Genomic DNA, 25724 nt, shown 5'->3' with positions numbered 1-25724 from the left:
ACATAAAAATTAATCTACTGACAGAATAAAATAAAAAACCGCTAACATGGTGCACCGGGTGCGCAATGGGTGTTGATAGCGGCTTTGCATTATCGGACACTGCAGATACCCTGTAATGCCTATTTTCGTGACTCTTCAATTTGCCGAATTGGCAGTAACCGACTACTTTCAGAAAATGGCAAATCGGGCTGGGCATTTCATCATTCACAGTGACAACACTTAAAAACATACTAGCTGTAAGCCTTATTCTGACCACCTTCGGTGCTTTCGCAGCCGGGCAGAAATCCTCAATGACCTGCAAAGAGAATGCGTTAAAAGATGCCAGAAAGCTTTTATCTTTTTATCGCAATAACGATGAAAGGATAACCATTGATGACAAAGTTACTCCCCTGGCTCAGACAGCAAACCCACAGAACCCTTCTCAGAAGTTTGATGTGCTGGAAACGTGGGGCTACATCTACAAAGGAAAGTACAGAATGCGGTTCAGTTACTATTCCGGCCTGGACTGTACCCTTATGGGGGAAGAAATTCTGGAATATGCTGATTTGTAGCTTACCGGGCTAGAGCAGGTGTTTTGCAGAAAGATTTTTGGAGAGAGAAAACACCCCGATTAATCATAAGAATAACCGGAGTGTTCGGGACAATCACGATTACATATTAGAGATAATCGCGTCGCCAAACTCTGAAGATTTCAGCAGCTTAGCGCCATCCATCAGACGCTCGAAATCGTAAGTGACGGTCTTCGCCGCGATGGCGCCTTCCATACCCTTAACAATTAAGTCCGCCGCTTCAAACCACTGCATATGACGCAGCATCATTTCTGCCGACAGAATAACTGAACCGGGGTTCACTTTGTCCTGACCGGCATATTTCGGCGCGGTACCATGCGTGGCTTCAAACAGCGCGCACTCATCACCGATGTTAGCGCCCGGAGCAATACCGATACCGCCAACTTGCGCCGCCAGCGCATCAGAAATGTAGTCGCCATTCAGGTTCATACAGGCAATCACATCATACTCCGCCGGGCGCAGCAGGATTTGTTGCAGGAAGGCGTCGGCAATCACATCTTTAATGATGATATCTTTACCGGTATTCGGGTTCTTAATTTTCACCCACGGGCCGCCGTCCAACAGCTCACCGCCGAACTCCTCACGCGCCAACTGGTAACCCCAGTCTTTGAAAGCGCCCTCGGTGAACTTCATGATATTGCCTTTGTGCACCAGGGTTACCGACTCACGATCATTGGTGATCGCATAATCGATTGCCGCGCGTACCAGGCGTTTAGTTCCCTCTTCAGAACACGGCTTAATACCGATACCGCACTGCTGCGGGAAACGGATTTTCTTCACGCCCATTTCATCTTGCAGGAACTTAATGACTTTATCGGCTTCCGCGCTACCCGCTTTCCATTCAATACCCGCATAAATATCTTCAGAGTTTTCACGGAAGATAACCATGTCGGTATCCTGCGGACGTTTCACCGGGCTTGGCGTGCCCTGGTAGTAACGCACCGGACGCAGACAGATATACAGATCGAGTTGCTGACGCAGTGCCACGTTCAAAGAACGAATACCGCCGCCAACCGGCGTGGTTAACGGGCCTTTAATCGCCACGCGGTAATCTTTAATCAGTTCGAGAGTTTCTTCTGGTAGCCAAACATCCGGACCATAGAGCTGGGTTGATTTTTCACCGGTGTAAATTTCCATCCAGGAAATTTTTCGCTCGCCGTTGTAGGCTTTTTTCACAGCGGCATCCACCACTTTGATCATGACGGGAGAGACGTCGACACCAATACCATCACCTTCAATAAAAGGAATGATCGGATTATTTGGCACCACCAGTTTCCCCTGATCAAGGGTAATCTTTTGACCTTCCGCCGGAACAACTACTTTGCTTTCCATTAACCTCTCCTTCGAGCGCTTTTTTGTTAATGATTTGTAAGATGCGGCTCAATACTACTTGAATATTGCGCGCGCGCCAATCACTGCGATTTCGCGCTATAATGCGCCCATTGTCCCTAACTGCAAAGCCCATGCGAAAAACTCTCGTTAAAAATCACCGCGTTAAACGATTCAGCCGCCCGAACCCGGTTAACCACACCGATAAAGGACCACGGCGTGTCATTATTTTTAACAAACCCTTTGATGTGTTGCCGCAATTCACCGATGAAGCCGGTCGCGTCACGCTCAAAGCGTATATACCGGTAAGCGGGGTATACGCCGCCGGACGCCTTGACCGTGACAGCGAAGGGCTAATGGTGTTGACCAACGATGGGGCGTTACAGGCGGCCTTAACGCAGCCCGGTAAGCGAACCGGTAAAATCTATTATGTACAGGTCGAAGGGGAACCAACCGAACAAGCGTTACAACCGCTACGGGATGGCGTTAATCTGAAAGATGGCCCTACTTTACCGGCTGGCGTCGAGCGGGTGGAGGAACCGGCCTGGCTATGGCCGCGCACGCCGCCGATCCGGGAACGGAAGGCGATTCCCACCAGTTGGTTAAAGATAACGCTATATGAAGGTCGAAATCGTCAGGTACGCCGTATGACCGCACATATCGGTTTCCCGACGCTACGTTTAATCCGCCATACTATGGCGTCGCTTACGCTTGATGGGTTAGCGCCCGGCGAGTGGCGCGAAATTCGCTATCCGGAGGAATCATGAAAGCTGCCGCCCTGGTACTTATTACCGCCCTGCTCCCGCTTCCGCTGTTTGCCGCCAGCTTTAGCTGCAAACAAGCCACCGCCCCAGATGAAAAAGCCATCTGCGCCAATCGCGTACTGAATGATAAAGATGTGGAAATGACCACCAAGTTTCGTTTTCTTACCGGCCTGTTCGCAATGGGTACACGCGGCAATATGCAGGACCAACAACGGCAATGGCTTGCCAATCGCCAACGCTGCGGTAGCGATGTCAGTTGCCTGAAAGCCAGCTACGATCGCCGTATCGCAGAACTGGATAAGGTTTATAACGCCATTGATCGCCCCCTTTAAGCCCCTACGGAGGATGTTTTATGTTTAAACCTCACGCCACCGTTGCCTGTGTGGTACAGGCGGAAGGCCACCTGCTCATTGTGGAAGAAACTATCCGTGGCGTTGCGACCTGGAACCAACCGGCAGGGCATCTGGAAGCCAATGAAACACTGCTACAGGCCGCCAGTCGCGAACTGCAGGAGGAAACAGGTATTCAGGCGCAGCCGCACTCTTTTCTTGGTGTACAACAGTGGACAGCGCCGGACGCCACCCCTTTTCTGCGTTTTTTATTTGCGCTCGATCTGCCTGAGCGCCAGCCCGCTATACCACAGGACGATGATATTGATCGCTGCTGGTGGCTACCGCCGGAGCAGATTATTAACGCCGATAATCTGCGCTCGCCGTTGGTTGCCGAGAGTGTGCGTATCTGGCAAAGCGGCGTACGCTACCCGCTCTCTCTTTTGCAGGCATTTTAGCGGCGAGAGGTCGCCACCGGCTGAAGCCCCGGTTGAGTGGGCATTTTGTAAGAGTGCGCGGCGCGGTGTCGCATGCTAGAATACGCCGCCTGTTTTTATTCCTTATCGTGAGTGCGTCATGTCTGACAACAGCCAGAAAAAAGTGATCGTCGGGATGTCCGGCGGCGTTGATTCTTCCGTTTCCGCCTGGTTACTGCAACAGCAGGGATACCAGGTCGAAGGCCTGTTCATGAAGAACTGGGAGGAGGATGACGGTGAGGAGTATTGCACCGCGGCGGACGATCTGGCTGACGCGCAAGCGGTGTGCGACAAACTGGGCATCAAGTTGCATAAAGTCAACTTTGCCGCCGAGTACTGGGACAATGTGTTTGAACACTTTCTCGAAGAGTACAAAGCGGGCCGCACACCGAATCCGGATATTCTCTGTAACAAAGAGATCAAGTTTAAAGCCTTCCTTGAGTTCGCTGCCGAAGATCTTGGCGCCGACTATATTGCGACCGGTCACTATGTGCGCCGCCAGGATATTGACGGCACAAGCCGCCTGCTGCGTGGGCTGGATGATAACAAAGACCAAAGTTATTTCCTCTACACGCTCAGCCACCAGCAAATTGCGCAGAGCCTGTTCCCGGTTGGCGAACTGGAAAAACCGGAAGTTCGCCGCCTTGCCGAACAGTTAGATCTCGTGACCGCGAAGAAAAAAGATTCCACCGGCATCTGTTTCATCGGCGAACGTAAATTCCGCGATTTCCTTGGTCGCTATCTACCTGCGCAACCCGGCGTGATCGTTACCGTTGATGGCCAAGTGGTTGGCGAGCACCAGGGGTTGATGTATCACACCTTAGGTCAACGCAAAGGGCTGGGCATCGGCGGGCTGAAAGAGAGCAACGATAATCCGTGGTATGTGGTAGATAAAGATGTTGCCAGTAATCGCCTGGTCGTCGCGCAAGGCGGTGACCATCCGCGTCTGATGTCTGTCGGCCTGGTGGCGCGTCAATTACACTGGGTTAGCCGGGAAACGCTGCGTGAGCCGCTGCGTTGCACGGTGAAAACACGTTACCGTCAAACCGATATTCCCTGCCTGATTACGCCGCTGGGCGATGACCATATTGAGGTTCGTTTTGATCAGCCAGTGGCGGCGGTGACGCCTGGTCAATCGGCGGTCTTTTACCTTGATGAGGTTTGTTTGGGCGGCGGAATCATTGAAGAGCGCCTGCCGCTGGTGCAAGCCTAATGCGCCCGGCGCAGCACGGGAGGAACCGTGGCTAAGAATTACTATGATATTACGCTGGCGCTGGCGGGTATTTGCCAATCCGCACATTTGGTTCAGCAATTGGCGCATCAGGGGCATTGCGATGATGAGGCGTTGAAAACCTCGCTGCGCAGCGTATTGGATCTGAATCCGCCTTCTACGCTCGCGGTTTACGGCAATGATCCTAACGGGCTGCGTTTTGGGTTAGAAACGCTATTAGCGGTATTAAATAGCACCAGTCGCCAGGGCGCAGGCGCTGAGCTTACCCGTTATACCCTCAGTCTGATGGTGCTGGAGCGCAAACTGAGCGCCAGTAAAGGCGCGCTGAATACGCTGGCACAACGTATCGCGCAGCTTGATCGCCAACTGGCTCATTACGAACTGGAATCTGAAACCATTACCGGCGCGATGGCCGGTATCTATGTCGATGTGATAAGCCCTCTCGGCCCACGTATTCAGGTCACCGGCTCGCCGGCAATCTTACAAAACTCGCAAATTCAAAGCCGGGTGCGCGCGGCGCTGCTGGCAGGCATTCGCTCGGCGGTACTATGGCGCCAGGTGGGCGGTGGACGCCTGCAATTAATGTTTTCCCGTAATCGCCTGGCCAGTGAGGCGAAACGTATTTTAGCCAGCATGAATTCGGCATACTGATGCCGAACATGCCGTCCAACCCTTTGTTAAATGATTCAGGAGTTGCACTGATGGAATTATCCTCTCTGACCGCCGTCTCACCTGTCGATGGTCGTTACGGCGACAAAGTCAGCCCGCTACGCGCCATTTTCAGCGAATACGGTTTGCTGAAATTTCGCGTTGAGGTTGAAGTTCGCTGGTTACAGAAACTGGCCGCGACCGCAGAGATCAAGGAAGTTCCTGCTTTTGACGCCGACGCAAACGCTTTCCTTGACGCAATTGTCGCCAATTTTAATCAAAATGACGCGGCACGCATCAAAACCATTGAGCGCACCACCAACCACGATGTGAAAGCGGTCGAGTATTTCCTGAAAGAGAAAGTGGCCGGGTTTCCTGCGCTGCATGCCGTCTCGGAATTTATCCATTTCGCCTGTACTTCTGAAGATATTAACAACCTGTCACATGCCCTGATGCTCAACACGGCGCGGCGCGAGGTTATCTTACCAGAGTGGCAAAAAATCATTGCTGCAGTAAAAAACCTGGCGGTGCAATACCGCGATATTCCCCTGCTCTCACGCACACACGGTCAGCCTGCGACGCCATCTACCATGGGTAAAGAGATGGCCAACGTCGCCTGGCGTATGGAGCGCCAGCTACGCCAACTGGAGCACGTCGAAATATTGGGCAAAATTAATGGCGCGGTGGGTAACTACAACGCGCACATTGCCGCCTATCCGGAGGTGGACTGGCATCAGCTAAGCGAAGCCTTTGTTACCTCGCTTGGCATTAACTGGAACCCGTATACCACGCAAATTGAACCGCACGATTACATTGCCGAATTGTTTGATTGCATCGCACGCTTTAACACCATCCTGATCGATTTTGATCGTGACGTGTGGGGCTACATTGCGTTGAACCATTTCAAACAAAAAACCATCGCCGGTGAAATTGGCTCCTCCACCATGCCGCATAAGGTTAACCCTATCGATTTCGAAAACTCCGAGGGGAATCTTGGTTTATCAAACGCGGTGTTACAGCACCTTGCCAGCAAGTTACCGGTTTCACGCTGGCAACGCGATCTAACCGATTCGACCGTGTTGCGTAACCTCGGCGTTGGCGTTGGTTATGCACTGATCGCTTATCAGTCAACGCTAAAAGGCGTATCCAAACTGGAAGTGAACCGCGAGCGCCTGCTAGAGGAGTTAAATAACAACTGGGAAGTGTTGGCCGAGCCAATCCAAACGGTTATGCGCCGCTACGGAATTGAAAAGCCGTATGAGAAGTTGAAGGAGTTGACGCGCGGTAAGCGCGTGGATGCTGCCGGTATGCAGGCGTTTATTGACAGCCTGGCCCTGCCGGAAGAGGTCAAAACCCGTCTGAAGCAGATGACGCCCGCCAATTATCTTGGCCGGGCTATTCAGATGGTTGATGACCTGAAATAATCCCGCTGTCGGGCCTCGATAGCGGGGCCCACGTTAACCTCCGGTTTATTCGCTCTCAACTATACTCGGCACAGGTTTCATCTGGTTTCGGCTTGTTATGAAGGAAAGACTTATGCGCGTTTTAGTTGTGGAAGATAATGCTCTCTTGCGTCATCACCTCTCGGTGCAGCTACGCGAAATGGGCCATCAGGTTGATGCGGCGGAAGGCGCCAAAGAGGCGGATTATTTCCTAAACGAACATGCGCCCGATATTACGCTGGTAGACCTCGGTCTGCCTGATGAAGACGGTATGTCGTTGATTCGCCGCTGGCGCGCCCTTGAGGTCAAACAACCTATTCTGGTGCTTACCGCCCGTGAAGGTTGGCAGGCGAAAGTGGCCGCGCTGGAAGCCGGCGCCGATGATTATGTCACCAAACCTTTCCATATTGAGGAAGTGGTGGCGCGTATGCAGGCGTTGATGCGCCGCAACAGTGGCCTTGCTTCGCAAATTATCAGCCTGGCGCCGTTTCAGGTCGATCTCTCGCGTCGTGAACTAACGGTGAACGATAAGCAAATTAAGCTGACTGCCTTTGAGTACACGATTATGGAAACCCTGATCCGCAACGCCGGTAAAGTGGTCAGTAAAGACTCGTTAATGCTGCAGTTGTACCCCGATGCGGAGCTGCGCGAAAGTCATACCATTGATGTATTGATGGGGCGTCTGCGCAAGAAAATCCTCGCCGAACACGCCACCGAAGTGATCACCACAGTGCGCGGCCAGGGTTACCGTTTCGATTTGTAACGCATGCGTATTCCTAAGCGTAAAGCCCCCTTTTCACTGCGCGCCCGCTTTTTACTGGCGACGGCTGCCGTCGTCCTGATCTTGTCACTCTCCTACGGCATGGTGGCGGTAGTCGGTTACGTGGTTAGTTTTGATAAAAACACTTACCGCGTGATGCGCGGCGAGAGTAATTTGTTTTTTACCCTGGCCCAGTGGCAAAACAATAAGTTGACCATTATTCAGCCGGAGCGCGTCACACTTAACTTCCCGACGCTGGTTTACATTTATGACGAACGCGGAAAACTGCTGTGGCAACAGCGCGATGTGCCGGAAATCCGCAAAAAAATCCGCCCTGAATGGTTAAAAAAATCCGACTTCTACGAAATTGATACCAACAATCGCACCAGCCGCGAAGCGTTGGGTAACAACCTCGACGCGCAAAACAAGCTGCATGACTATGATGATGATGGCGATGACACCTTTACCCACTCGGTGGCGGTGAACCGTTATGATGCCACCACCAATCTGCCCGCCCTGACAATTGTGGTGGTGGATTCGATTCCGCAGGAGTTACAGCATTCAGATGTGGTTTGGTCGTGGTTCAGCTATGTCTTGTTGGTCAACTTGATTTTGGTGATCCCGCTATTGTGGCTGGCGGCGCACTGGAGCCTGCGCCCTATTGGCGTGTTGGCAACGCAAATCCGCGAACTGGAGAGCAGCCAACGTGAAACGCTGGAACCCAATCCGCCGCTGGAATTACGCAGCCTGGTGCGCAATCTCAACCTGCTACTGGATAATGAGCGTCAGCGTTATACGCGCTATCGCACTACGCTTTCAGATTTAACCCACAGCCTTAAAACGCCATTGGCGGTGCTACAGAGTACGCTACGCTCATTACGCGGCGGGAAAACGCTGTCGGTTGAACAAGCCGAACCGATTATGTTGGAGCAAATTAGCCGCATCTCCCAGCAAATTGGCTACTATTTGCACCGCGCCAGCATGCAGGCCGATCACAACCCCTTGAAACGCGAACTGCACTCAGTATCTGCCTCGCTAGACAGCCTTTGTTCGGCGCTAAATAAAGTTTATCAGCGTAAAGGCGTCTCTCTGTCGCTGGATATTTCGCCAGAACTCACCTTTACCGGCGACCAGAATGATTTTATGGAAGTGATGGGTAACGTGCTGGATAACGCCTGCAAGTATTGCCTGGAGTTTGTCGAAATTAGCGCCCGACAAACCGACGATACCTTACATTTGATCGTTGAGGATGACGGCCCAGGGATCCCGGAAAGTAAGCGCGATGTCATTTTCCTGCGCGGCCAGCGGGCCGATACTTTACGTCCGGGCCAGGGGCTTGGGCTGGCGGTCGCGCGCGATATTCTCGAACAATATGCAGGCGATATTCTCGCCGGAACCAGCCCGTTAGGCGGCGCCAGGATGGAAGTCATTTTCCGGCGACAGGAAATTGAGCACACCCACGAATAGAGAGCGTATACCCTGAATCATTCGCATAGATAAGCGCGCGTCGCTAACTGAAGTATGACGGGTATATACTTACGGTAACTTACCGCCTTTACGGAAATATTGTATGGACTATCAGCTTGACCTCGACTGGCCCGACTTTTTACAGCGCTACTGGCAGAAACGACCGGTGGTGTTAAAACGCGGCTTTAAACACTTTGTCGACCCTATCTCACCGGATGAGCTCGCTGGCCTGGCGATGGAGCCGGAAGTCGACAGTCGTCTGGTCAGCCATCAAAACGGTAAATGGCAAGTGAGCCACGGGCCGTTCGAAAGTTACGATCACCTCGGTGAAAGTAACTGGTCGCTGCTGGTACAAGCGGTCGATCATTGGCATGAAGCCTCTGCCGCGTTAATGCGCCCTTTTCGTTTTTTACCCGACTGGCGTATTGACGATCTAATGATCTCCTTTTCGGTGCCGGGCGGCGGCGTTGGCCCACATTTCGACCAGTACGATGTGTTTATCATTCAGGGTACGGGCCGCCGTCGCTGGCGCGTGGGCGACAAAGTGCCAATGAAGCAACACTGCCCGCATCCCGACCTGTTACAGGTTGAGCCGTTTGATGCGATTATTGATGAAGAGATGGAACCAGGCGACATTCTCTATATTCCGCCAGGCTTCCCTCATGAAGGCTACTCGCTGGAAAATGCCGTCAATTACTCGGTCGGTTTCCGGGCGCCAAGCGGCCGTGAACTGATCAGCGGATTTGCCGATTATGTTTTGGCGCATGAACTGGGTAGCCACCGGTTTAGCGATCCGGCAGTTCAAGGTCGCGATTGTCCCGCCACTATTTTGCCGCAGGAAATCGCCGGGATTCGGCAAATGATGCTGGATGTCATCAATCAACCCGACCATTTTGAACAGTGGTTTGGCGAATTTATCTCCCAGTCACGCCATGAGTTGGATATTGCGCCGCCGGAGCCGCCCTATCAGCCGGATGAAATCTATGATGCGTTGCAGCAGGGCGATACGCTAACGCGTCTTGGCGGGCTACGGGTATTGCGTATTGGCGATACAGTGTTTGTTAACGGCGAGCAAATTGAGAGTGTACATCAGCAGGCGCTTAACAGCCTGGCGCACCATAGCGTAGTGAGGCAAGAAGATTTCGCCGATGCGTTGGACGACCCCTCATTTCTCGCCCAGCTTGCCGCCCTGGTGAATAGCGGATATTGGTTCTTCGGCGACGAGTAGCTTTTAGGGATTAAATGGCCGGGGAAACCCGGCCATTGTCGTCCTCGTCGCGGTGAAACACGCCGCCATCCCTCGCCACTACTCCGCCGCGCGTTGTGCAATGCGCACAATCACCTCGACCGCTTTTTCCATATTATTCAGCGAAGCAAACTCATGCTTACCGTGATAGTTATAGCCGCCGGTAAACAGGTTCGGACAGGGTAAACCCATAAAAGAGAGCGACGCGCCATCGGTACCGCCGCGAATCGGCTTCACATCGGGTTCAATATTGCAATCCCGCATCGCCTGTAGCGCCAGCTCAATCACATGCGGATGGGCTTCCACTTTCTCGCGCATATTATAATAGGTGTCCTCAATCGTGACATCGAGATGACAATCCGCCGGTAGCCCTTTTCCAACGCGTTTAGCGATCTCCTGCAATGTCTGTTTACGCCGGGCAAAATTATCACGCTCAAAATCACGCACGATATACGATAATTCAGCGCGATCGACGCTGCCTTTCATGCCATGAAGATGGTAAAAACCTTCATATCCGGCAGTACGTTGCGGCGTTTCCTGTTCGGGGACCTCGGCATGAAAACGCATCGCCAACTCCAACGCGTTCACCATCACCCCTTTTGCCGTGCCGGGATGTACATTATTACCGGTTATTTTTACTGTCGCCGAGGCGGCATTAAAGTTCTCAAACTCGAATTCACCAATGCCGCCGCCATCAATGGTATACGCCCAATCGGCGCCGAATGCGGCAACATCAAAATGAACCGTACCTTTGCCAATCTCCTCATCAGGCGTAAACGCCACGCGGATTTTTCCGTGCGGCTCGGCACTCTGTGCAAGGCGCGCCATCGCGGTCATGATTTCCGCAATACCGGCCTTATCATCGGCGCCCAGCAAGGTTTTGCCATCGGTAGTAATTAAGGTATGCCCCAAGAGTTGATGCAGTACCGGGAACATTACTGGCGACAGCACTTCGTCTCCCATCCCTAAGGCAATATCGCCACCGCGATAGTGTTCTACAATCTGCGGGTTGACCTGTTTGGCGGTAAAGTCCGGAGAGGTATCCATATGCGCAATAAAACCGATGACCGGCGTAGGCTTATCGGTATTGGCTGGCAAGGTCCCCATCACACAGCCATGTTCGCTCAGCGTCACCTCCACAAAGCCTAAGGTTTGTAACTCTTCTTGCAATAGACGCGCCAGGCGCCATTGCCCTTCCGTGCTGGGCACCTGCCGTACATGACTTTTTGACTGTGTATCATACGAAACGTAATTTAAAAAACGATCGAGTAACTGGTTCATCTCGCGTCCCTCTGAATGCCTGGCTGTTATTATGTGAATCCTCTCGACGCAGAGTATTGCGTCAGGTCATGCTAGTAGATCTTAGTGCGCGATGACTAAAAACGCGTTTTTATCGCCGTATTCGGCGGGAAAACATCACCAGGCATGGCTTTAGCGCAGATTTAAGGTATTATCCCGCCCCTGACTTTGGCGGGTCGACCGTCGTGATTACACTAATAAAAGCGGTTTTGCTCCGCTACATGACATCGGACTGAGTGACTAAAATGACGCAAACACGCGCGCGACAGGCGCTGGTTACGCTTTCTGGCATCAGTAAAGCTTTTGACGGCAAAGAAATTATCGCCGACTTTAACCTGACCATTCACCACGGCGAATTTATTACGTTGCTGGGGCCATCCGGCTGCGGAAAAACCACTATTTTACGTTTAATCGCCGGTTTAGAAGAAACCGACAGCGGCGAAATCATTCTGGATGGTGAAGCCATTACCCGGCAGCCTGCCGAACATCGCCACGTTAATACCGTGTTTCAGAGCTATGCGCTATTTCCGCATATGTCGGTATTTGAAAACGTTGCTTTTGGCCTGCGTATGCAAAAAACCCCGGCGGCAGAACTGACCGCCCGGGTTAATGACGCATTAGCGATGGTGCAACTGGAGCGTTTTGCCGACCGGCGCCCACATCAGCTTTCCGGTGGTCAACAGCAGCGCGTGGCGATTGCGCGCGCGGTGGTTAATCGTCCGAAAGTGCTGTTGTTAGATGAGTCCCTGTCCGCCCTCGACTATAAGCTACGTCGGCAAATGCAAAACGAACTAAAAGCATTGCAACGTAAACTCGGTATTACTTTCGTGTTCGTTACCCACGATCAGGAAGAAGCACTCACCATGTCTGACCGGATTGTGGTGATGCGCGACGGGCGCATTGAGCAGGATGGCACGCCGCGGGAAATCTATGAAGAGCCCAAAAACCTGTTTGTCGCGCGGTTTATCGGTGAAATTAATGTGTTCGACGCCGACGTGATTACCCGGCTAGATGCCCAACGCGTCCGCGCGCGCGTGGAAGGCCGCGAATGCGATATTCAGGTACCTTTCGCGGTCGAGCCCGGACAAAAGTTACATGTGCTGCTACGTCCGGAAGACTTGCGCGTCGAAGAGATTGGCGATAGCGAAAACGTTGAGGGTCTGATCGGCTACGTGCGCGAACGTAACTATAAAGGCATGACGTTGGAGTCCACCGTTGAGCTGGAAAATGGCAAATTGGTCACCGTTAGCGAGTTCTTCAACGAAGACGATCCCGATTTTGACCACTCACTGAATCAAAAAATGGCGGTTAATTGGGTAGAGAGCTGGGAGGTGGTGCTGCCTGATGAAAATGATGCGTAACCGTTTTCAGAAAGTCGTCATTACGCTAATCGTTAGTTGGCTGGCGCTGTTTGTGTTCCTGCCAAACCTGATGATTATCGCCACCAGCTTTCTGACCCGTGATGACGCGAATTTCGTCAAGCTGGTGTTCACACTCGACAATTACGCACGGCTGATTGATCCGCTGTACGCCGAAGTTCTGCTGCACTCGCTGAATATGGCCATTATCGCCACTCTCTGCTGTTTGGTGCTGGGTTACCCATTCGCCTGGTGTCTAACCAAATTACCGCAGCGTCTGCGTCCATTAATGCTATTCCTGCTGATTGTTCCTTTCTGGACCAATTCACTGATCCGCATCTATGGTCTGAAAATTTTCCTCAGCACACGCGGCTGGTTAAATGATTTCTTGCTGTGGCTGGGGGTGATTGAGAAACCGTTTCGCATTATGTTTACCTCCGACGCGGTGATCATGGGGCTGGTTTATATCCTGCTACCGTTTATGGTGATGCCGCTCTACTCCAGCCTGGAAAAATTGGATAAGTCGTGCCTGGAGGCGGCGCGCGATCTCGGCGCCAGTAAAGTACAAACCTTTATTCGCATTATTCTTCCGCTGACCATGCCAGGCATTGTGGCGGGGTGTCTGCTGGTTTTATTACCGGCAATGGGGTTGTTTTACGTTGCCGATTTGATGGGCGGCGCGAAAAATTTACTGATTGGTAACGTGATCAAAAGCCAGTTCCTGAATATCCGCGACTGGCCTTTCGGCGCCGCGACCAGCATCGTTTTGACGCTGATTATGGGGCTGATGCTGCTGATTTACTGGCGCGCCGCGCGGTTGCTGAATAAAAAGGTGGAGCTGGAATGATAGGACGCACACTGCGCGGCAGCTTTATGTTGGTTATTTACGCGTGGCTGTATATCCCGATTGTGATTCTGATCGTCAACTCTTTTAATGCCTCACGCTTTGGCATTAACTGGCAGGGATTCAGCACCCAGTGGTATGGCCTACTGGTGAACAACGATAGCTTGATTCAGGCGGCAAAACATTCGCTGGTGATGGGCGTGCTGTCCGCCAGCTTCGCCACGCTGATTGGCGCGCTCACCGCTGTAGCGCTTTACCGCTATCACTTTCGCGGCAAACCTTTTGTCAGCGGAATGCTGTTTGTGGTGATGATGTCGCCAGATATTGTTATGGCCATCTCGCTGCTGGTGCTGTTTATGCTGCTTGGCGTCTCTCTCGGTTTCTGGTCACTGCTGTTTTCCCATATCACCTTCTGCCTCCCTTTCGTGGTCATTACCGTGTATTCGCGGCTGAAAGGTTTTGATGTGCGGATGCTGGAAGCGGCAAAAGATCTGGGTGCCAGTGAGATCACCATTCTACGAAAAATTATTCTACCGCTGGCATTACCGGCGGTGGCGGCTGGCTGGTTACTCAGCTTTACCCTCTCGATGGATGATGTGGTGGTTTCATCATTCGTGACCGGCCCGGCGTATGAAATTCTGCCCTTGAAGATTTACTCAATGGTTAAAGTTGGCGTATCGCCTGAAGTCAATGCGTTGGCGACGATTCTAATGGTGCTGTCGCTGTTGCTGGTGGCCTTCAGCCAGTTGTTACTGCGTGATAAAACCAAACTACGAGGATAAGTGATGAAGAAATGGTCTTGTATGCTGGCCGCCGGGGCGCTAGCGTTAGGCTTACACAGCGCCGTTGCCGCCGACAATAATACGCTCTATTTCTACAATTGGACCGAATACGTGCCGCCGGGTCTGTTGGAACAGTTCACCAAAGAGACCGGCATCAAAGTTATTTATTCGACTTACGAATCCAACGAAAGCATGTACGCCAAGCTGAAAACCTATAAAGATGGCGCTTATGACTTGGTGGTGCCCTCCACCTATTTCGTGGCTAAAATGCGTAACGAAGGCATGATTCAGAAGATCGACAAGTCTCAGTTATCCAACTTCCACAACCTCGATCCTAACCTGCTGAATAAATCGTTCGATCCGAATAACGATTACTCGATCCCTTACATCTGGGGCGCGACCGCGATTGGCGTTAATAGTGACGAAATTGACCCGGCGACCGTGACCCGTTGGGCCGACCTCTGGAAACCCGAATATAAACAGAGCCTGTTGCTCACTGACGATGCGCGTGAGGTCTTCCAGGTTGCATTGCGGAAGCTGGGCTACTCCGGTAATACCACCGACCCGAAACAGATTGACGCGGCGTATCAGGAACTCAAAAAGTTAATGCCTAACGTACTGGCCTTTAACTCTGATAACCCAGGGAATCCGTTTATGGAAGGCGAAGTCAATCTTGGCATGGTGTGGAACGGCTCAGCGTATGTCGCACGCCAGGCAGGCACCCCATTGCAGATTATTTGGCCGAAAGAAGGCGGTATCTTCTGGATGGATAGCCTGGCGATCCCCGCCAATGCCAAAAACAAACAGGGCGCGCTGAAACTGATTAACTTCCTGTTACGCCCTGACGTCGCAGCGAAAGTCGCCGAAACCATTGGCTACCCAACGCCTAACCTGGCGGCGCGAAAACTGCTGCCGAAAGCGGTGGCGGACGATAAATCGCTCTACCCGGATAATGCCATTATTAAAAATGGCGAGTGGCAGGATGATGTGGGCGCCGCCAGTGTGCAGTATGAAACACTGTTTCAGAAACTGAAAGCCGGGCGCTAAGTTGGCAACCCGGCCAGCGCCATGGCTGGCCGGGAACGGTTATTTATACAGACCCATCAAAAAGCTTTTAACGTATTTCGGAACCACTTCACTCGCCAGGCCATAGTGTTTTTCGGCAAATTCACTGCCTACCTGGCTCGGTTCAAGATTAAGCTCCACGGTATGCGCGCCCTGCAATTTCGCCTCATGAACGAAACCCGCCGCCGGATAAACATGCCCTGAGGTACCAATAGCAATAAAATAGTCCGCCTGCGCCAGCGCCTGATAAATCTCATCCATGCCGAGCGGCATTTCACCAAACCACACCACATGCGGGCGTAACGGCGCCGGGAACTGGCAGCAGTGACAGCGGTCTTCCGGGTTAACGTCACCGCTCCACTCCAGAACCTGCCCGCTGACGGAACAACGTACTTTTAGTAGTTCGCCATGCATATGCAGCACCCGCTCGCTGCCGGCGCGTTCGTGCAGGTTATCGATATTTTGCGTCACTAACAGAAAGTTATCGCCCAGTACCGATTCCATTTCAGACAGCGCCTGATGTGCAGCATTCGGATGAACGTCCGTCTGGGTTAGCTGGCGGCGGCGTGCGTTATAAAAGGCCTGAACCTGCGCCGGGTCACGGGCGAAACCTTCCGGCGTCGCAACATCCTCTACCCGGTGCTCTTCCCATAAACCATCTTCGGCGCGAAAAGTACGAATACCGGACTCGGCAGAGATCCCGGCGCCGGTGAGCACCACCACCCGCGGCTGTGGATGCGCGGCTAATTCCGCCTGACGGTCACGCTCAAAAATACGCTGGCGAAAGCGCTGATGCACCTTACGTTTGCTCTTTCTGTAACGCGCGATACGCAGTCGACGACGGGGTGTGCGCATAAAAACTCCTTAATTACCCAAGAAACGGAACGGGGCCGCCAGCCGCGCTGTGCCGCCCAGTTCCGCCGCTAAAATAGCCGCTTACCGGCGTCAGTAACACTATTGTCCGCTCAATACCCGTGCCGGATCGATGCGACTCGCGCGCCGGGCCGGATACCAGCTTGCCAGCAAGCTCAGCACAATCGCCGTCGCCAGCACCGAAATCACATCCAACCAGTGCAATTCAGACGGCAGAAAATCGATAAAATAGATGTCTCCCGACAAAAAATGATGCCCGATCAGGCGCTCTATCACCCGGATAATCGCCGTCAGGTTTAGCGCCGCCAGCACGCCCACCACCACGCCGCTTACGCTACCCAGCAACCCGGCGCGTAAGCCGTACCAGACAAATATCGCCCGGATCAGGCCATCTTTCGCCCCAAGGGTACGTAGCACCGCAATATCACTACTTTTATCTTTTACCGCCATCACCAGCGTGGAAACAATGTTAAAACAGGCGACGCCAATCACCAGCACCATGGCTAAATACATAATGGCGCGGATCATTTGAATATCCCGGTACATATAGCCGTAGGTGCCAATCCAGCTACGAATATAGACATAAGCATGGGTCACTTCGCCGGCATCGCGAACGAGTTTCCCGGCGCTAAAGGGGTCATTCATTTTCAAGGCGATACCGGTGACGTTGTCACCCATATCCAGATAGTGCTGCGCATCGACTAATGGCACCAGCGCCAGGCTATGATCGAGCATACCGCTCAGTTGCAAAATACCGCTGATTTGTAGACGAATACGTTTCGGCTGCAACAATTTATTTTGCCCATCGCTATTCGGGATCATCAGCGTTAGCCAATCCCCTTGCTGCACATTGAGCGATTTTGCCATCCCACTGCCAATAATGATCTGTTGCTTATTCGGCGCAAAGGTCGACCAGGCATTATTCTGTACAAATCTCGGCAGCGCGCTTAAACGCGTCTCTTGCTGCGGATCGACCCCTTTTACCTGAATCGCCTGCAGTTTAGCGCCGCTCTCAACCAACCCGGTGAAGTTAACATAGGGCGCGGCGGCGGCAATCCCCGGCACCTTTTCGATGCGCGGGATAGTCTGCCGCCAGCCGTTAAACGGCTGATTGACCGGTTCAATTTCACCGTGAGGAACCACCGCCAGGATACGGTTATTTAGCTCGCGCTCGAAACCGTTCATGGCGCTTAATCCGACAATCAATACCGCTACGCCCAGCGCAATGCCAACGGTCGAAATCACCGAGATCAACGAAACCATGCCGCCGCGCCGCCGTCCACGGCTAAAACGCAGGCCCAACAGAAGCGATAATGACGCCATTACAACGCTCCCGCCAGGGTGATCTCACCTTCCAGGTGACCATCACGCATCTCCATCTGACGCGGTAGACGTTTTGCCAGGTGGAGATCATGGGTTACCACCAAAAACGCGGTACCCTGGCGCGCATTTAACTCACCCAGCAGATCGAAAATCGCATCGGCATTGCGCGCGTCCAGGTTACCGGTTGGTTCATCCGCCATCACCAACCGCGGATTATTCACCAGCGCACGGGCAATGGCGACGCGCTGGCGTTCACCGCCGGACAGTTCGGAGGGGCGATGCGCCGCACGCTTTTCTAACCCCACCGCGCTGAGCATCTCCCGGGCGCGATCCTGGGCTTCATTTTTGGCTTTCTTGCCAATCAACAATGGCATCGCCACATTCTCTAACGCCGTGAAGTCGGGTAACAGGTGATGAAACTGATAAATAAAACCCAACTCGCGGTTACGCAGCTCAGCTTTCGCCGAAGAGGACATCGCATTCAGCGAGCTACCGTTAAAAATGACCTCGCCCGAGGTTGGCGAGTCCAGCCCGCCTAACAAGTGCAACAAGGTACTTTTGCCCGAACCGGAACTCCCGACAATCGCCATCATTTCGCCGGCCTGGATACTGAAAGAGACGTTACGCAGCACATCGGTCTGTACGCTGCCTTCCTGATAGCGTTTGCACAGATCGTTACATTGCAACAGAATCGAATTACTCATAGCGTAAAGCCTCGGCGGGTTGAACGGCGGCGGCGCGCCAGGAAGGGTAAAGCGTGGACAGCAAAGCCACAATCATCGCGGTAAGCCCAATGGTGAGCACCTGCCAGGGCGAAATAGCGACCGGCAGCGCAGCGCCGTCGAGAAACAGGCCGATAATCGGCATCAGGTTATTAAGCTGGCTGGCGAGCAGGACGCCGAGTAGCGTTCCCAACAGCGCGCCAATAATACCGGCGCTAGCGCCTTGCACCATAAACACCAGCATAATTTGCCGACGGGTTAACCCCTGGGTTTGCAAAATCGCCACTTCGCCCTGCTTCTCCATAATCAGCAGACCCAGCGAGGTAATAATATTAAACGCGGCAACCGCAACAATCAGGCTTAACAGTAACCCCATCATATTTTTTTCCATCCGCACCGCATGGAAGAGATCGCCCTTCCGCTCACGCCAGTCTTTCCACACTAGCCCGTTTGGCAGCGCCTGCTGACTGGTGCTATCCACCTCGAGCGGTTTATCCAGCCACAGACGCCAACCGGTAACGTTACCGAGCGGATAGCGCATCAGACGCGAGGCATCTTGCTGGTTAACCAGCAGTTGATAACCATCCACCTCGCTATTGGCGGCAAAGGTACCGACGATATTGAACAGACGTTGGCTGGGGATGCGCCCCATCGGCGTAAACTGACTGGCGGAGGGCACCATCAGGCGCAGCGTATCGCCACGCTTCACGCCCAACTGCCCGGCAAGTTGCTCACCCAAAATCACATTGTACTGGCCTGCCTGCAGACGGCTTTGCTGCACATTAACCAGATAAGGCGTCAGCGGATCTTGCTCATCCGGTTGTATTCCCAGCATCACGCCCACTGCAACGCTGCGCGCGCTCTGGAGCACCACATCGCCGGTCGTCAACGGCGCGATGCGTTTCACGCCCTGTAAGTGCAGCCCGGCGGCAGGAAGCTGTTGTGGATTGATAGAGCCTTTATCGCTGGTCACCAACGCTTGCGGCATCAAACCGAGGATATTGCCCTCAAGCTCCTGCTCGAAGCCGTTCATCACCGACAATACGGTTACCAACGCCAGCACGCCAAGCGTAATGCCGATGGTGGAAAGCCAGGAGACAAACCGACCAAAGCGGTCTGCGGCACGCCCGCGCATGTAGCGCAAGCCGATAAATAACGCGACAGGTTGATACATGAAATCCGTCTTTATGGCGGTGGTTAAGGCAAAGTATTCAGGATGATAAAGGAGCCGCCTGCTTTATGGAACCTCTAAGCCTCCGAGTCCGGGGGAAAGATGCATCAGAATGATTCAAAAAATCCTTTTCGCTTAAAAAAACGCCAACCTCATTTCGGTTCTCACTACCGGGTCGCACTTTCGGTACGGTGAACAAACAAATAATCGTGTTGTCCGGTAAAAAGCTTACGTCATCTGATGATCCCTGCCGCGTTCTGTGGAATCATTACGGCCTGGAAAATAATGTAGAGACCGTCAAAACGACTATGCCAGAACAGACTCGCTATTCTCTGCCTGTCGGTGCCGCAGAGCAACGGCAGCTCGGTCAGTTAACCGGCGCCGCCTGCGCCGTTGAATGCGCGGAAATTGTCGAACGCCACCGCGGGCCGGTACTGGTTATCGCGCCGGATATGCAAACCACACTGCGCCTACAGGATGAAATCCGCCAATTTACCTCCTGGCCGGTAACCAGCCTCGCTGACTGGGAAACCCTACCGTTTGATAGTTTCTCCCCACACCAGGATATTATTTCTTCGCGTCTTTCTACGCTGTATCAGCTTCCTACGCTCAAGAGCGGCATCTTGATTATGCCGGTGAACACGTTGATGCAACGGGTATGCCCGCACAGTTTTCTGCACGGGCATGCGCTGGTAATGCAAAAGGGGCAAAACCTGGCACGCGACAGGTTGCGTGACCAGCTTGAACAGGCCGGTTATCGCCACGTCGACCAGGTTATGGAACATGGCGAGTATGCGACACGCGGCGCGTTGCTCGATCTGTTCCCAATGGGCAGTGAACAACCCTACCGCATTGACTTTTTTGATGATGAAATTGACAGTTTGCGCCTGTTTGATGTCGACTCGCAGCGCACTTTGGAAGAAGTCAGCGCCATTAATCTGCTGCCCGCCCATGAGTTTCCTACCGATAAAGCGGCAATAGAACTGTTCCGCAGCCAGTGGCGCGAGCATTTTGACGTGCGACGTGAAGCCGAACATGTTTACCAGCAGGTCAGTAAAGGCACGTTACCCGCCGGAATCGAATATTGGCAGCCGCTGTTTTTCGAACAACCCTTATCGACTCTTTTTAGCTATCTGCCGAAGAATACCTTGTTGGTCAATACTGGCGATTTGGAAGCCAGCGCCGACCGTTTTTGGCAGGATGTCTCGGCGCGTTTTGAGAGCCGCCGGGTTGATCCGATGCGCCCGCTGTTAGCACCGGAAACGCTATGGCTGCGTACCGATGCACTGTTTAGTGAGTTGAAAAACTGGCCACGCGTGCAGTTAAAAACCGATACGCTGGCGGAAAAAGCCGCTACCGCCAACCTCGGCTATCAGTCATTGCCGGATCTCTCGGTACAAGCGCAAGCCAAAGCGCCGCTGGATAATTTACGCCGTTTTCTGGAAACCTTTGACGGGCCGGTCATCTTCTCGGTTGAGAGCGAAGGCCGCCGTGAAACGTTACAAGAGTTACTGGCGCGTATTAAGGTGCAGCCGCAACGCATCGCTCGTCTTAATGATGCCACGGCGCGCGGTCACTATTTGATGATTGGCGCCAGTGAGCGCGGCTTTATTGATGGCTTACGCCAACGCGCATTGATTTGTGAAAGCGATTTGCTCGGTGAGCGCGTGAGCCGTCGCCGCCAGGATAATCGCCGTACCATTAATCCTGATGTGCTGATCCGTAACCTTGCCGAATTGCATCCGGGCCAGCCGGTTGTACATCTGGAGCATGGCGTTGGTCGTTACATTGGCCTGACCACGCTTGAAACCGGCGGCATCACCGCAGAGTACCTGATGCTGGCCTACGCCAATGACGCCAAACTCTATGTACCGGTTTCATCGTTACACCTTATCAGCCGTTACGCAGGCGGCGCCGATGAAAATGCGCCGTTGCACAAATTGGGCAGCGATGTGTGGACGCGCGCGCGCCAAAAAGCGGCGGAAAAAGTGCGTGATGTGGCGGCCGAGTTGCTGGATATTTATGCCCAACGCGCGGCTAAAGCGGGTTTTGCCTTTAAGCATGACCGCGAACAATACCAACTCTTTTGCGAAAGCTTTCCGTTTGAAACCACGCCGGACCAAGCCCAGGCGATTAATGCCGTGCTGAGTGATATGTGCCAACCATTGGCGATGGATCGCCTGGTCTGCGGCGATGTTGGCTTTGGGAAGACCGAAGTGGCCATGCGGGCCGCCTTCCTTGCGGTAGAAAATAATAAGCAGGTGGCGGTTCTGGTGCCGACCACTCTGCTGGCACAGCAGCATTTCGACAACTTCCGTGACCGTTTCGCTAACTGGCCGGTACGCATTGAAATGTTGTCACGTTTTCGCAGCGCCAAAGAGCAGGCGCAAGTGCTGGAACAGGCCAGTGAAGGTAAGGTAGATATCCTTATCGGAACCCATAAGCTACTGATGAGTGACCTTAAATGGCGCGATTTAGGGCTATTAATCGTTGATGAAGAACACCGTTTTGGCGTGCGCCATAAAGAACGCATTAAAGCCATGCGCGCCGATGTGGATATTCTGACGCTGACCGCGACGCCTATTCCGCGCACGTTAAATATGGCGATGAGCGGCATGCGCGATCTGTCCATTATTGCCACGCCGCCCGCGCGTCGTTTAGCGGTGAAAACCTTTGTTCGCGAGTATGACAGCCTGGTGGTCCGTGAAGCCATTCTACGTGAAGTGTTACGCGGCGGGCAGGTCTATTACCTGTATAACGATGTTGAAAATATCGAAAAGGCCGCGCAACGCCTCGCGGAGTTAGTGCCAGAAGCCCGTATCGCCATTGGTCATGGTCAAATGCGCGAACGGGAACTGGAGCGGGTGATGAATGATTTTCACCATCAGCGTTTCAATGTGTTGGTCTGCACCACCATTATTGAAACCGGCATCGATATTCCTACGGCGAACACCATTATTATTGAGCGCGCCGACCATTTTGGCCTCGCACAATTACATCAATTACGCGGGCGCGTTGGGCGTTCGCATCATCAGGCGTATGCCTGGTTGCTGACGCCGCATCCAAAAGCGATGACCACCGATGCCCATAAACGTCTGGAAGCGATTGCCTCGCTGGAAGATCTTGGCGCCGGGTTTGCCTTGGCCACCCACGACCTGGAAATTCGCGGCGCGGGCGAGCTGTTGGGCGAAGACCAGAGTGGTCAAATGGAAACCATTGGTTTTTCACTGTACATGGAGTTGCTGGAAAACGCGGTTGATGCCCTTAAGGAGGGACGCGAACCCTCGCTGGAGGATCTGACCAATAGCCAGACCGAGATCGAGCTCCGTATGCCGGCACTCTTACCTGAGGATTTTATTCCCGACGTCAATACGCGGCTGTCATTTTATAAACGGGTCGCCAGCGCGCAGGGAGACAGCGAACTGGATGAACTGCGCGTTGAGCTTATCGACCGTTTCGGCAACCTGCCCGATGCGGCGCGTAATCTGCTGGACATCGCTATGTTGCGCCAGCATGCGCAAAAAATCGGGGTGCGGCGCATTGAGGGCAGTGAAAAAGGCGGGTTTGTTGAGTTTGCTGAAAAAAACCATGTCGATCCGAGCTGGCTGATTGGCTTACTGCAAAAAGAGCCGCAGCACTGGCGACTAGATGGGCCAACACGGTTGAAGTTTATTCGTGACTTGTCCGATCGCAAAACGCGGATGCAGTGGGTGAGTGATTTTATTGATCAGATGGTGGAGCATGCGGCGGCGTGAGAACCTGCGGCTCGTGGGATTGTTAAGGGGAAAGTTGAATTTCCCCTTAACCCGTCAACACCCAAACCCACTTTGCCAATAATTTAGGCTAGTTAGGCCTGATTACTGTTCAATACTAACTGACCATTATGATCGAGCGGAATCCGCGTACCGGGGTCATTATCCATCCGAATTTTCCCCTGTTGATCGCCAATTTTATACGTGACATCGTAACCAAGCATTTTTTCCTGCTTGTCGTAGACGGTTTTACACCGTTGCTCATTGGTGGTGTAAGTATCGCGATCTTGTAAACCGCCCTGCACCTGATTACCGGCATATCCGCCCGCCAACGCACCGGCGACGGTAGCCACATCACGTCCGTGTCCGCCACCAAACTGATGACCTAACACACCGCCTGCTACCGCACCCAGCACCGAGCCGGCAAGACGGTTTTCATCCTGCACCGGACGACGATGCGTGAGCGTGACATTACGGCACTCCTGACGTGGATTTTTAATGGTTTCTTTAATGGGTGTTGCCGAGAGCACCTGAGCGTATTGCGGGCCGCTGTTAAATACGTTCATACTTGCCACTGCGGCAATACCTAACGCTGCCGCAACGCCAATACCTATACCCGCTAACATTGATTTATTCACAGGAAATCCTCCTGAAGTGTTACCGCGCATTCTTGCCCTCTGCGTTTTCCATCGCAGTCACGGCATACTCGGCGTGCGCGACGCGCCGTGGTAATTAAGGAAAATTTTGCTCAACCGAGCGAAGCGCGGCAATCAGATAAAAGGAATAAATAACGTAATTCAGGTATAAGTAAATCTTTTCGGAGTCTTCTGAACGATAGCGGCGACGCGGCCGTCGCCTTAAAAGCAGTTAATGCAACTTCAGACGTGGGCGTATAACGCGGTTAATACTGCCGACCAGCATCATTAACCCGGTTTTAAAATAGCCGTGCAACGCAATTTGATGCATACGATATAGCGAGATATACACAAAACGCGCGATGCGGCCTTCTACCATCATCGAGCCTTTCATCAAATTCCCCATCAGGCTCCCGACAGTACTGAAGCGTGACAGCGAAACCAGTGAACCATGATCCTTATAGACATACGCTTTTAGGCTGTGACCTTTCATTTGCGCCAGAATATTCTCCAACGCGCGCGATGCCATCTGATGCGCGGATTGCGCCCGCGGCGGAACAAAACCCCCGGCAGGTAAAGCACAGGAGGCACAATCACCGATAGCGTAAATATCATCATCCCGGGTGGTTTGCAGCGTCTCTTTCACCACCAACTGGTTAATTCGGTTGGTTTCCAGGCCGCCTAACTCCTTCATGAAGTCCGGCGCTTTAATACCCGCCGCCCAAACCATCAAGTCCGCATTGATAAACTCGCCAGATTTAGTATGCAGTCCGTTTTTTTCCGCGCTGGTGACCATGGTTTGCGTTAATACCCGCACGCCGAGCTTGGTCAACTCCTGATGCGCGGCAGCAGAGATGCGCGGCGGCAAGGCGGGCAAAATTCTTTCGCCCGCTTCCACCAGCGTCACATTAAGCGCCTGATTGTCTAACCCTTTATAACCATAGCTATGCAGTTGTTTGACCGCATTATGTAATTCAGCCGAGAGCTCAACGCCGGTTGCGCCACCGCCAACAATCGTGATATTGACTTTATCTTCCTTGGTTTCACTGGCGGAAAACTTCAGGAATAGGTTCAACATTTCATTATGGAAACGCCGCGCCTGATGCGGATTATCAAGGAAAATGCAGTGATCTTTCACGCCCGGCGTACCGAAATCGTTTGAGGTGCTGCCTAACGCCATCACCAGCGTGTCATAAGCCAGCGCACGCGCCGGCACTAAAATCTCACCTTGCGCATCACGAATTTCCGCCAATTGCAGGCTCTTACTCTCGCTGTCAATATCGGTCAACGTCCCAAGCTGAAACTGGAAATGATGATTACGGGCATGGGCAAGGTAGCTCAGCGCATCAATCCCTTCGTCCAGCGAACCGGTAGCGACTTCATGCAGCAACGGCTTCCATAAATGGCTGTGGTTACGGTCAACCAGCGTAATTTCTGCCTTTTTTTTACGGCCCAACTTATGACCAAGTTGTGTCGCTAGCTCAAGCCCGCCAGCGCCGCCGCCGACAATAACTATTCTCTTCAATGGTGTAGTCAAACGACCCCCTTAAATGTGAACCAATCGTTAATTAAAAGTTAAAAATAGCCTTAATTAACATAGGGTTGGCGAAGATAAATTACGTTCTGGGGGCAGAATAAC

23 protein-coding genes are annotated in these 25724 nt (G+C 52.9%); 15 read left to right on the top strand and 8 right to left on the bottom strand.

Going from position 1 to position 25724, the window contains the following annotated elements; translation table 11 throughout:
- Window positions 1–209: 209 nt before the first annotated feature.
- The gene (locus tag PMPD1_RS09485; protein ID WP_173633804.1) at window positions 210–551 is read left to right on the top strand and encodes a hypothetical protein; all 342 of its coding nucleotides are present in this window, start codon (window positions 210–212) and stop codon (window positions 549–551) included.
- Window positions 552–650: 99 nt separating this feature from the next.
- Here PMPD1_RS09485 and icd read toward each other — a convergent pair whose 3' ends face one another.
- Window positions 651–1901 (bottom strand): NADP-dependent isocitrate dehydrogenase, encoded by a 1251-nt coding sequence (gene icd, locus PMPD1_RS09480; RefSeq protein WP_173633803.1) that lies wholly within the window; start codon window positions 1899–1901, stop codon window positions 651–653.
- A 101-nt stretch (window positions 1902–2002) separates the two neighbouring features.
- Between icd and rluE the strand changes: the two genes are divergently transcribed.
- From rluE to PMPD1_RS09435, 9 genes are all read left to right on the top strand, one after another.
- Window positions 2003–2665 (top strand): 23S rRNA pseudouridine(2457) synthase RluE, encoded by a 663-nt coding sequence (rluE, locus tag PMPD1_RS09475; RefSeq protein ID WP_173633802.1) that lies wholly within the window; start codon window positions 2003–2005, stop codon window positions 2663–2665.
- Window positions 2662–2994 (top strand): lysozyme inhibitor LprI family protein, encoded by a 333-nt coding sequence (locus PMPD1_RS09470; RefSeq protein WP_173633801.1) that lies wholly within the window; start codon window positions 2662–2664, stop codon window positions 2992–2994. The genes rluE and PMPD1_RS09470 overlap by 4 nt, the downstream gene beginning before the upstream one ends.
- Before the next feature lie 20 nt (window positions 2995–3014).
- Window positions 3015–3449, top strand: a complete 435-nt coding sequence (locus PMPD1_RS09465; protein ID WP_173633800.1) for an NUDIX domain-containing protein — start codon at window positions 3015–3017, stop codon at window positions 3447–3449.
- Between the two features lie 118 nt (window positions 3450–3567).
- A complete protein-coding gene (gene mnmA / locus PMPD1_RS09460) occupies window positions 3568–4680 on the top strand; it encodes a tRNA 2-thiouridine(34) synthase MnmA (RefSeq protein WP_173633799.1) in 1113 nt (370 codons plus the stop codon).
- A 27-nt stretch (window positions 4681–4707) separates the two neighbouring features.
- Window positions 4708–5349 carry a high frequency lysogenization protein HflD gene (hflD, locus tag PMPD1_RS09455; RefSeq protein WP_173633798.1) on the top strand — a complete coding sequence of 214 codons (642 nt, stop codon included), beginning with the start codon at window positions 4708–4710 and terminating at the stop codon, window positions 5347–5349.
- 50 nt (window positions 5350–5399) lie between these two features.
- Window positions 5400–6770: an adenylosuccinate lyase gene (gene purB / locus PMPD1_RS09450; RefSeq protein WP_173633797.1), complete on the top strand. Its 1371-nt coding sequence runs from the start codon at window positions 5400–5402 to the stop codon at window positions 6768–6770.
- A gap of 112 nt (window positions 6771–6882) precedes the next feature.
- Entirely contained in the window at window positions 6883–7551 is a 669-nt protein-coding gene (phoP, locus tag PMPD1_RS09445; protein ID WP_173633796.1) for a two-component system response regulator PhoP, read from the top strand.
- Between the two features lie 3 nt (window positions 7552–7554).
- Window positions 7555–9015, top strand: coding sequence for a two-component system sensor histidine kinase PhoQ (gene phoQ / locus PMPD1_RS09440; RefSeq protein WP_173633795.1), 1461 nt, complete (start codon window positions 7555–7557; stop codon window positions 9013–9015).
- Between the two features lie 103 nt (window positions 9016–9118).
- On the top strand, window positions 9119–10243 hold the full coding sequence (locus tag PMPD1_RS09435; RefSeq protein ID WP_173633794.1) for a ribosomal protein uL16 3-hydroxylase: 1125 nt from the start codon (window positions 9119–9121) through the stop codon (window positions 10241–10243).
- A 78-nt stretch (window positions 10244–10321) separates the two neighbouring features.
- Here PMPD1_RS09435 and pepT read toward each other — a convergent pair whose 3' ends face one another.
- Window positions 10322–11542 (bottom strand): peptidase T, encoded by a 1221-nt coding sequence (pepT, locus tag PMPD1_RS09430; RefSeq protein WP_173633793.1) that lies wholly within the window; start codon window positions 11540–11542, stop codon window positions 10322–10324.
- A gap of 263 nt (window positions 11543–11805) precedes the next feature.
- On the opposite strand from pepT, the gene potA reads away from it, so the two are divergent.
- From potA to potD, 4 genes are read left to right on the top strand one after another with little or no spacing between them, the layout of a single operon-like run.
- Window positions 11806–12921, top strand: a complete 1116-nt coding sequence (gene potA / locus PMPD1_RS09425; protein WP_173633792.1) for a spermidine/putrescine ABC transporter ATP-binding protein PotA — start codon at window positions 11806–11808, stop codon at window positions 12919–12921.
- A complete protein-coding gene (gene potB / locus PMPD1_RS09420) occupies window positions 12905–13765 on the top strand; it encodes a spermidine/putrescine ABC transporter permease PotB (protein ID WP_435529726.1) in 861 nt (286 codons plus the stop codon). The genes potA and potB overlap by 17 nt, the downstream gene beginning before the upstream one ends.
- A complete protein-coding gene (potC, locus tag PMPD1_RS09415) occupies window positions 13762–14544 on the top strand; it encodes a spermidine/putrescine ABC transporter permease PotC (RefSeq protein WP_173633791.1) in 783 nt (260 codons plus the stop codon). Before potB ends, potC begins: the two co-directional genes overlap by 4 nt.
- 3 nt (window positions 14545–14547) lie before the next feature.
- Entirely contained in the window at window positions 14548–15591 is a 1044-nt protein-coding gene (gene potD, locus PMPD1_RS09410) for a spermidine/putrescine ABC transporter substrate-binding protein PotD (RefSeq protein ID WP_173633790.1), read from the top strand.
- A gap of 39 nt (window positions 15592–15630) precedes the next feature.
- Here potD and cobB read toward each other — a convergent pair whose 3' ends face one another.
- The 4 genes from cobB to lolC all read right to left on the bottom strand — a co-directional run bounded on the left by cobB (window position 15631) and on the right by lolC (window position 19701).
- Complete coding sequence (gene cobB / locus PMPD1_RS09405) at window positions 15631–16464, bottom strand: Sir2 family NAD+-dependent deacetylase (RefSeq protein ID WP_173633789.1); 834 nt, start codon at window positions 16462–16464, stop codon at window positions 15631–15633.
- A 99-nt stretch (window positions 16465–16563) separates the two neighbouring features.
- Window positions 16564–17805 carry a lipoprotein-releasing ABC transporter permease subunit LolE gene (gene lolE, locus PMPD1_RS09400; RefSeq protein ID WP_173633788.1) on the bottom strand — a complete coding sequence of 414 codons (1242 nt, stop codon included), beginning with the start codon at window positions 17803–17805 and terminating at the stop codon, window positions 16564–16566.
- Entirely contained in the window at window positions 17805–18509 is a 705-nt protein-coding gene (gene lolD, locus PMPD1_RS09395; RefSeq protein WP_173633787.1) for a lipoprotein-releasing ABC transporter ATP-binding protein LolD, read from the bottom strand. Before lolD ends, lolE begins: the two co-directional genes overlap by 1 nt.
- The gene (lolC, locus tag PMPD1_RS09390) at window positions 18502–19701 is read right to left on the bottom strand and encodes a lipoprotein-releasing ABC transporter permease subunit LolC (RefSeq protein ID WP_173633786.1); all 1200 of its coding nucleotides are present in this window, start codon (window positions 19699–19701) and stop codon (window positions 18502–18504) included. The genes lolD and lolC overlap by 8 nt, the downstream gene beginning before the upstream one ends.
- Before the next feature lie 305 nt (window positions 19702–20006).
- On the opposite strand from lolC, the gene mfd reads away from it, so the two are divergent.
- The gene (gene mfd, locus PMPD1_RS09385) at window positions 20007–23453 is read left to right on the top strand and encodes a transcription-repair coupling factor (RefSeq protein WP_173633785.1); all 3447 of its coding nucleotides are present in this window, start codon (window positions 20007–20009) and stop codon (window positions 23451–23453) included.
- A 92-nt stretch (window positions 23454–23545) separates the two neighbouring features.
- On the opposite strand, the gene PMPD1_RS09380 is transcribed toward mfd, so the two are convergent.
- Together PMPD1_RS09380 and PMPD1_RS09375 are read right to left on the bottom strand one after the other, a co-directional pair.
- Complete coding sequence (locus PMPD1_RS09380) at window positions 23546–24088, bottom strand: glycine zipper 2TM domain-containing protein (protein WP_173633784.1); 543 nt, start codon at window positions 24086–24088, stop codon at window positions 23546–23548.
- 229 nt (window positions 24089–24317) lie between these two features.
- Window positions 24318–25622 carry an NAD(P)/FAD-dependent oxidoreductase gene (locus tag PMPD1_RS09375; protein ID WP_173633783.1) on the bottom strand — a complete coding sequence of 435 codons (1305 nt, stop codon included), beginning with the start codon at window positions 25620–25622 and terminating at the stop codon, window positions 24318–24320.
- Window positions 25623–25724: the final 102 nt, after the last annotated feature.

Origin of the sequence: Paramixta manurensis, from assembly GCF_013285385.1 — a bacterium.
GTDB lineage: Bacteria > Pseudomonadota > Gammaproteobacteria > Enterobacterales > Enterobacteriaceae > Paramixta > Paramixta manurensis.
Note: the sequence above shows the minus strand (reverse complement) of the source record. Positions and strands in the feature narration are given on the sequence as shown.

Coding starts and splice junctions, on each gene's coding strand:
- icd (WP_173633803.1), bottom strand. CDS start 1,901: ATGGAAAGCAAAGTAGTTGTTCCGGCGGAAGGTCAAAAGATTACCCTT.
- rluE (WP_173633802.1), top strand. CDS start 2,003: ATGCGCCCATTGTCCCTAACTGCAAAGCCCATGCGAAAAACTCTCGTT.
- PMPD1_RS09470 (WP_173633801.1), top strand. CDS start 2,662: ATGAAAGCTGCCGCCCTGGTACTTATTACCGCCCTGCTCCCGCTTCCG.
- PMPD1_RS09465 (WP_173633800.1), top strand. CDS start 3,015: ATGTTTAAACCTCACGCCACCGTTGCCTGTGTGGTACAGGCGGAAGGC.
- mnmA (WP_173633799.1), top strand. CDS start 3,568: ATGTCTGACAACAGCCAGAAAAAAGTGATCGTCGGGATGTCCGGCGGC.
- purB (WP_173633797.1), top strand. CDS start 5,400: ATGGAATTATCCTCTCTGACCGCCGTCTCACCTGTCGATGGTCGTTAC.
- phoP (WP_173633796.1), top strand. CDS start 6,883: ATGCGCGTTTTAGTTGTGGAAGATAATGCTCTCTTGCGTCATCACCTC.
- phoQ (WP_173633795.1), top strand. CDS start 7,555: ATGCGTATTCCTAAGCGTAAAGCCCCCTTTTCACTGCGCGCCCGCTTT.
- PMPD1_RS09435 (WP_173633794.1), top strand. CDS start 9,119: ATGGACTATCAGCTTGACCTCGACTGGCCCGACTTTTTACAGCGCTAC.
- pepT (WP_173633793.1), bottom strand. CDS start 11,542: ATGAACCAGTTACTCGATCGTTTTTTAAATTACGTTTCGTATGATACA.
- potA (WP_173633792.1), top strand. CDS start 11,806: ATGACGCAAACACGCGCGCGACAGGCGCTGGTTACGCTTTCTGGCATC.
- potB (WP_435529726.1), top strand. CDS start 12,905: ATGAAAATGATGCGTAACCGTTTTCAGAAAGTCGTCATTACGCTAATC.
- potC (WP_173633791.1), top strand. CDS start 13,762: ATGATAGGACGCACACTGCGCGGCAGCTTTATGTTGGTTATTTACGCG.
- potD (WP_173633790.1), top strand. CDS start 14,548: ATGAAGAAATGGTCTTGTATGCTGGCCGCCGGGGCGCTAGCGTTAGGC.
- cobB (WP_173633789.1), bottom strand. CDS start 16,464: ATGCGCACACCCCGTCGTCGACTGCGTATCGCGCGTTACAGAAAGAGC.
- lolE (WP_173633788.1), bottom strand. CDS start 17,805: ATGGCGTCATTATCGCTTCTGTTGGGCCTGCGTTTTAGCCGTGGACGG.
- lolD (WP_173633787.1), bottom strand. CDS start 18,509: ATGAGTAATTCGATTCTGTTGCAATGTAACGATCTGTGCAAACGCTAT.
- lolC (WP_173633786.1), bottom strand. CDS start 19,701: ATGTATCAACCTGTCGCGTTATTTATCGGCTTGCGCTACATGCGCGGG.
- mfd (WP_173633785.1), top strand. CDS start 20,007: ATGCCAGAACAGACTCGCTATTCTCTGCCTGTCGGTGCCGCAGAGCAA.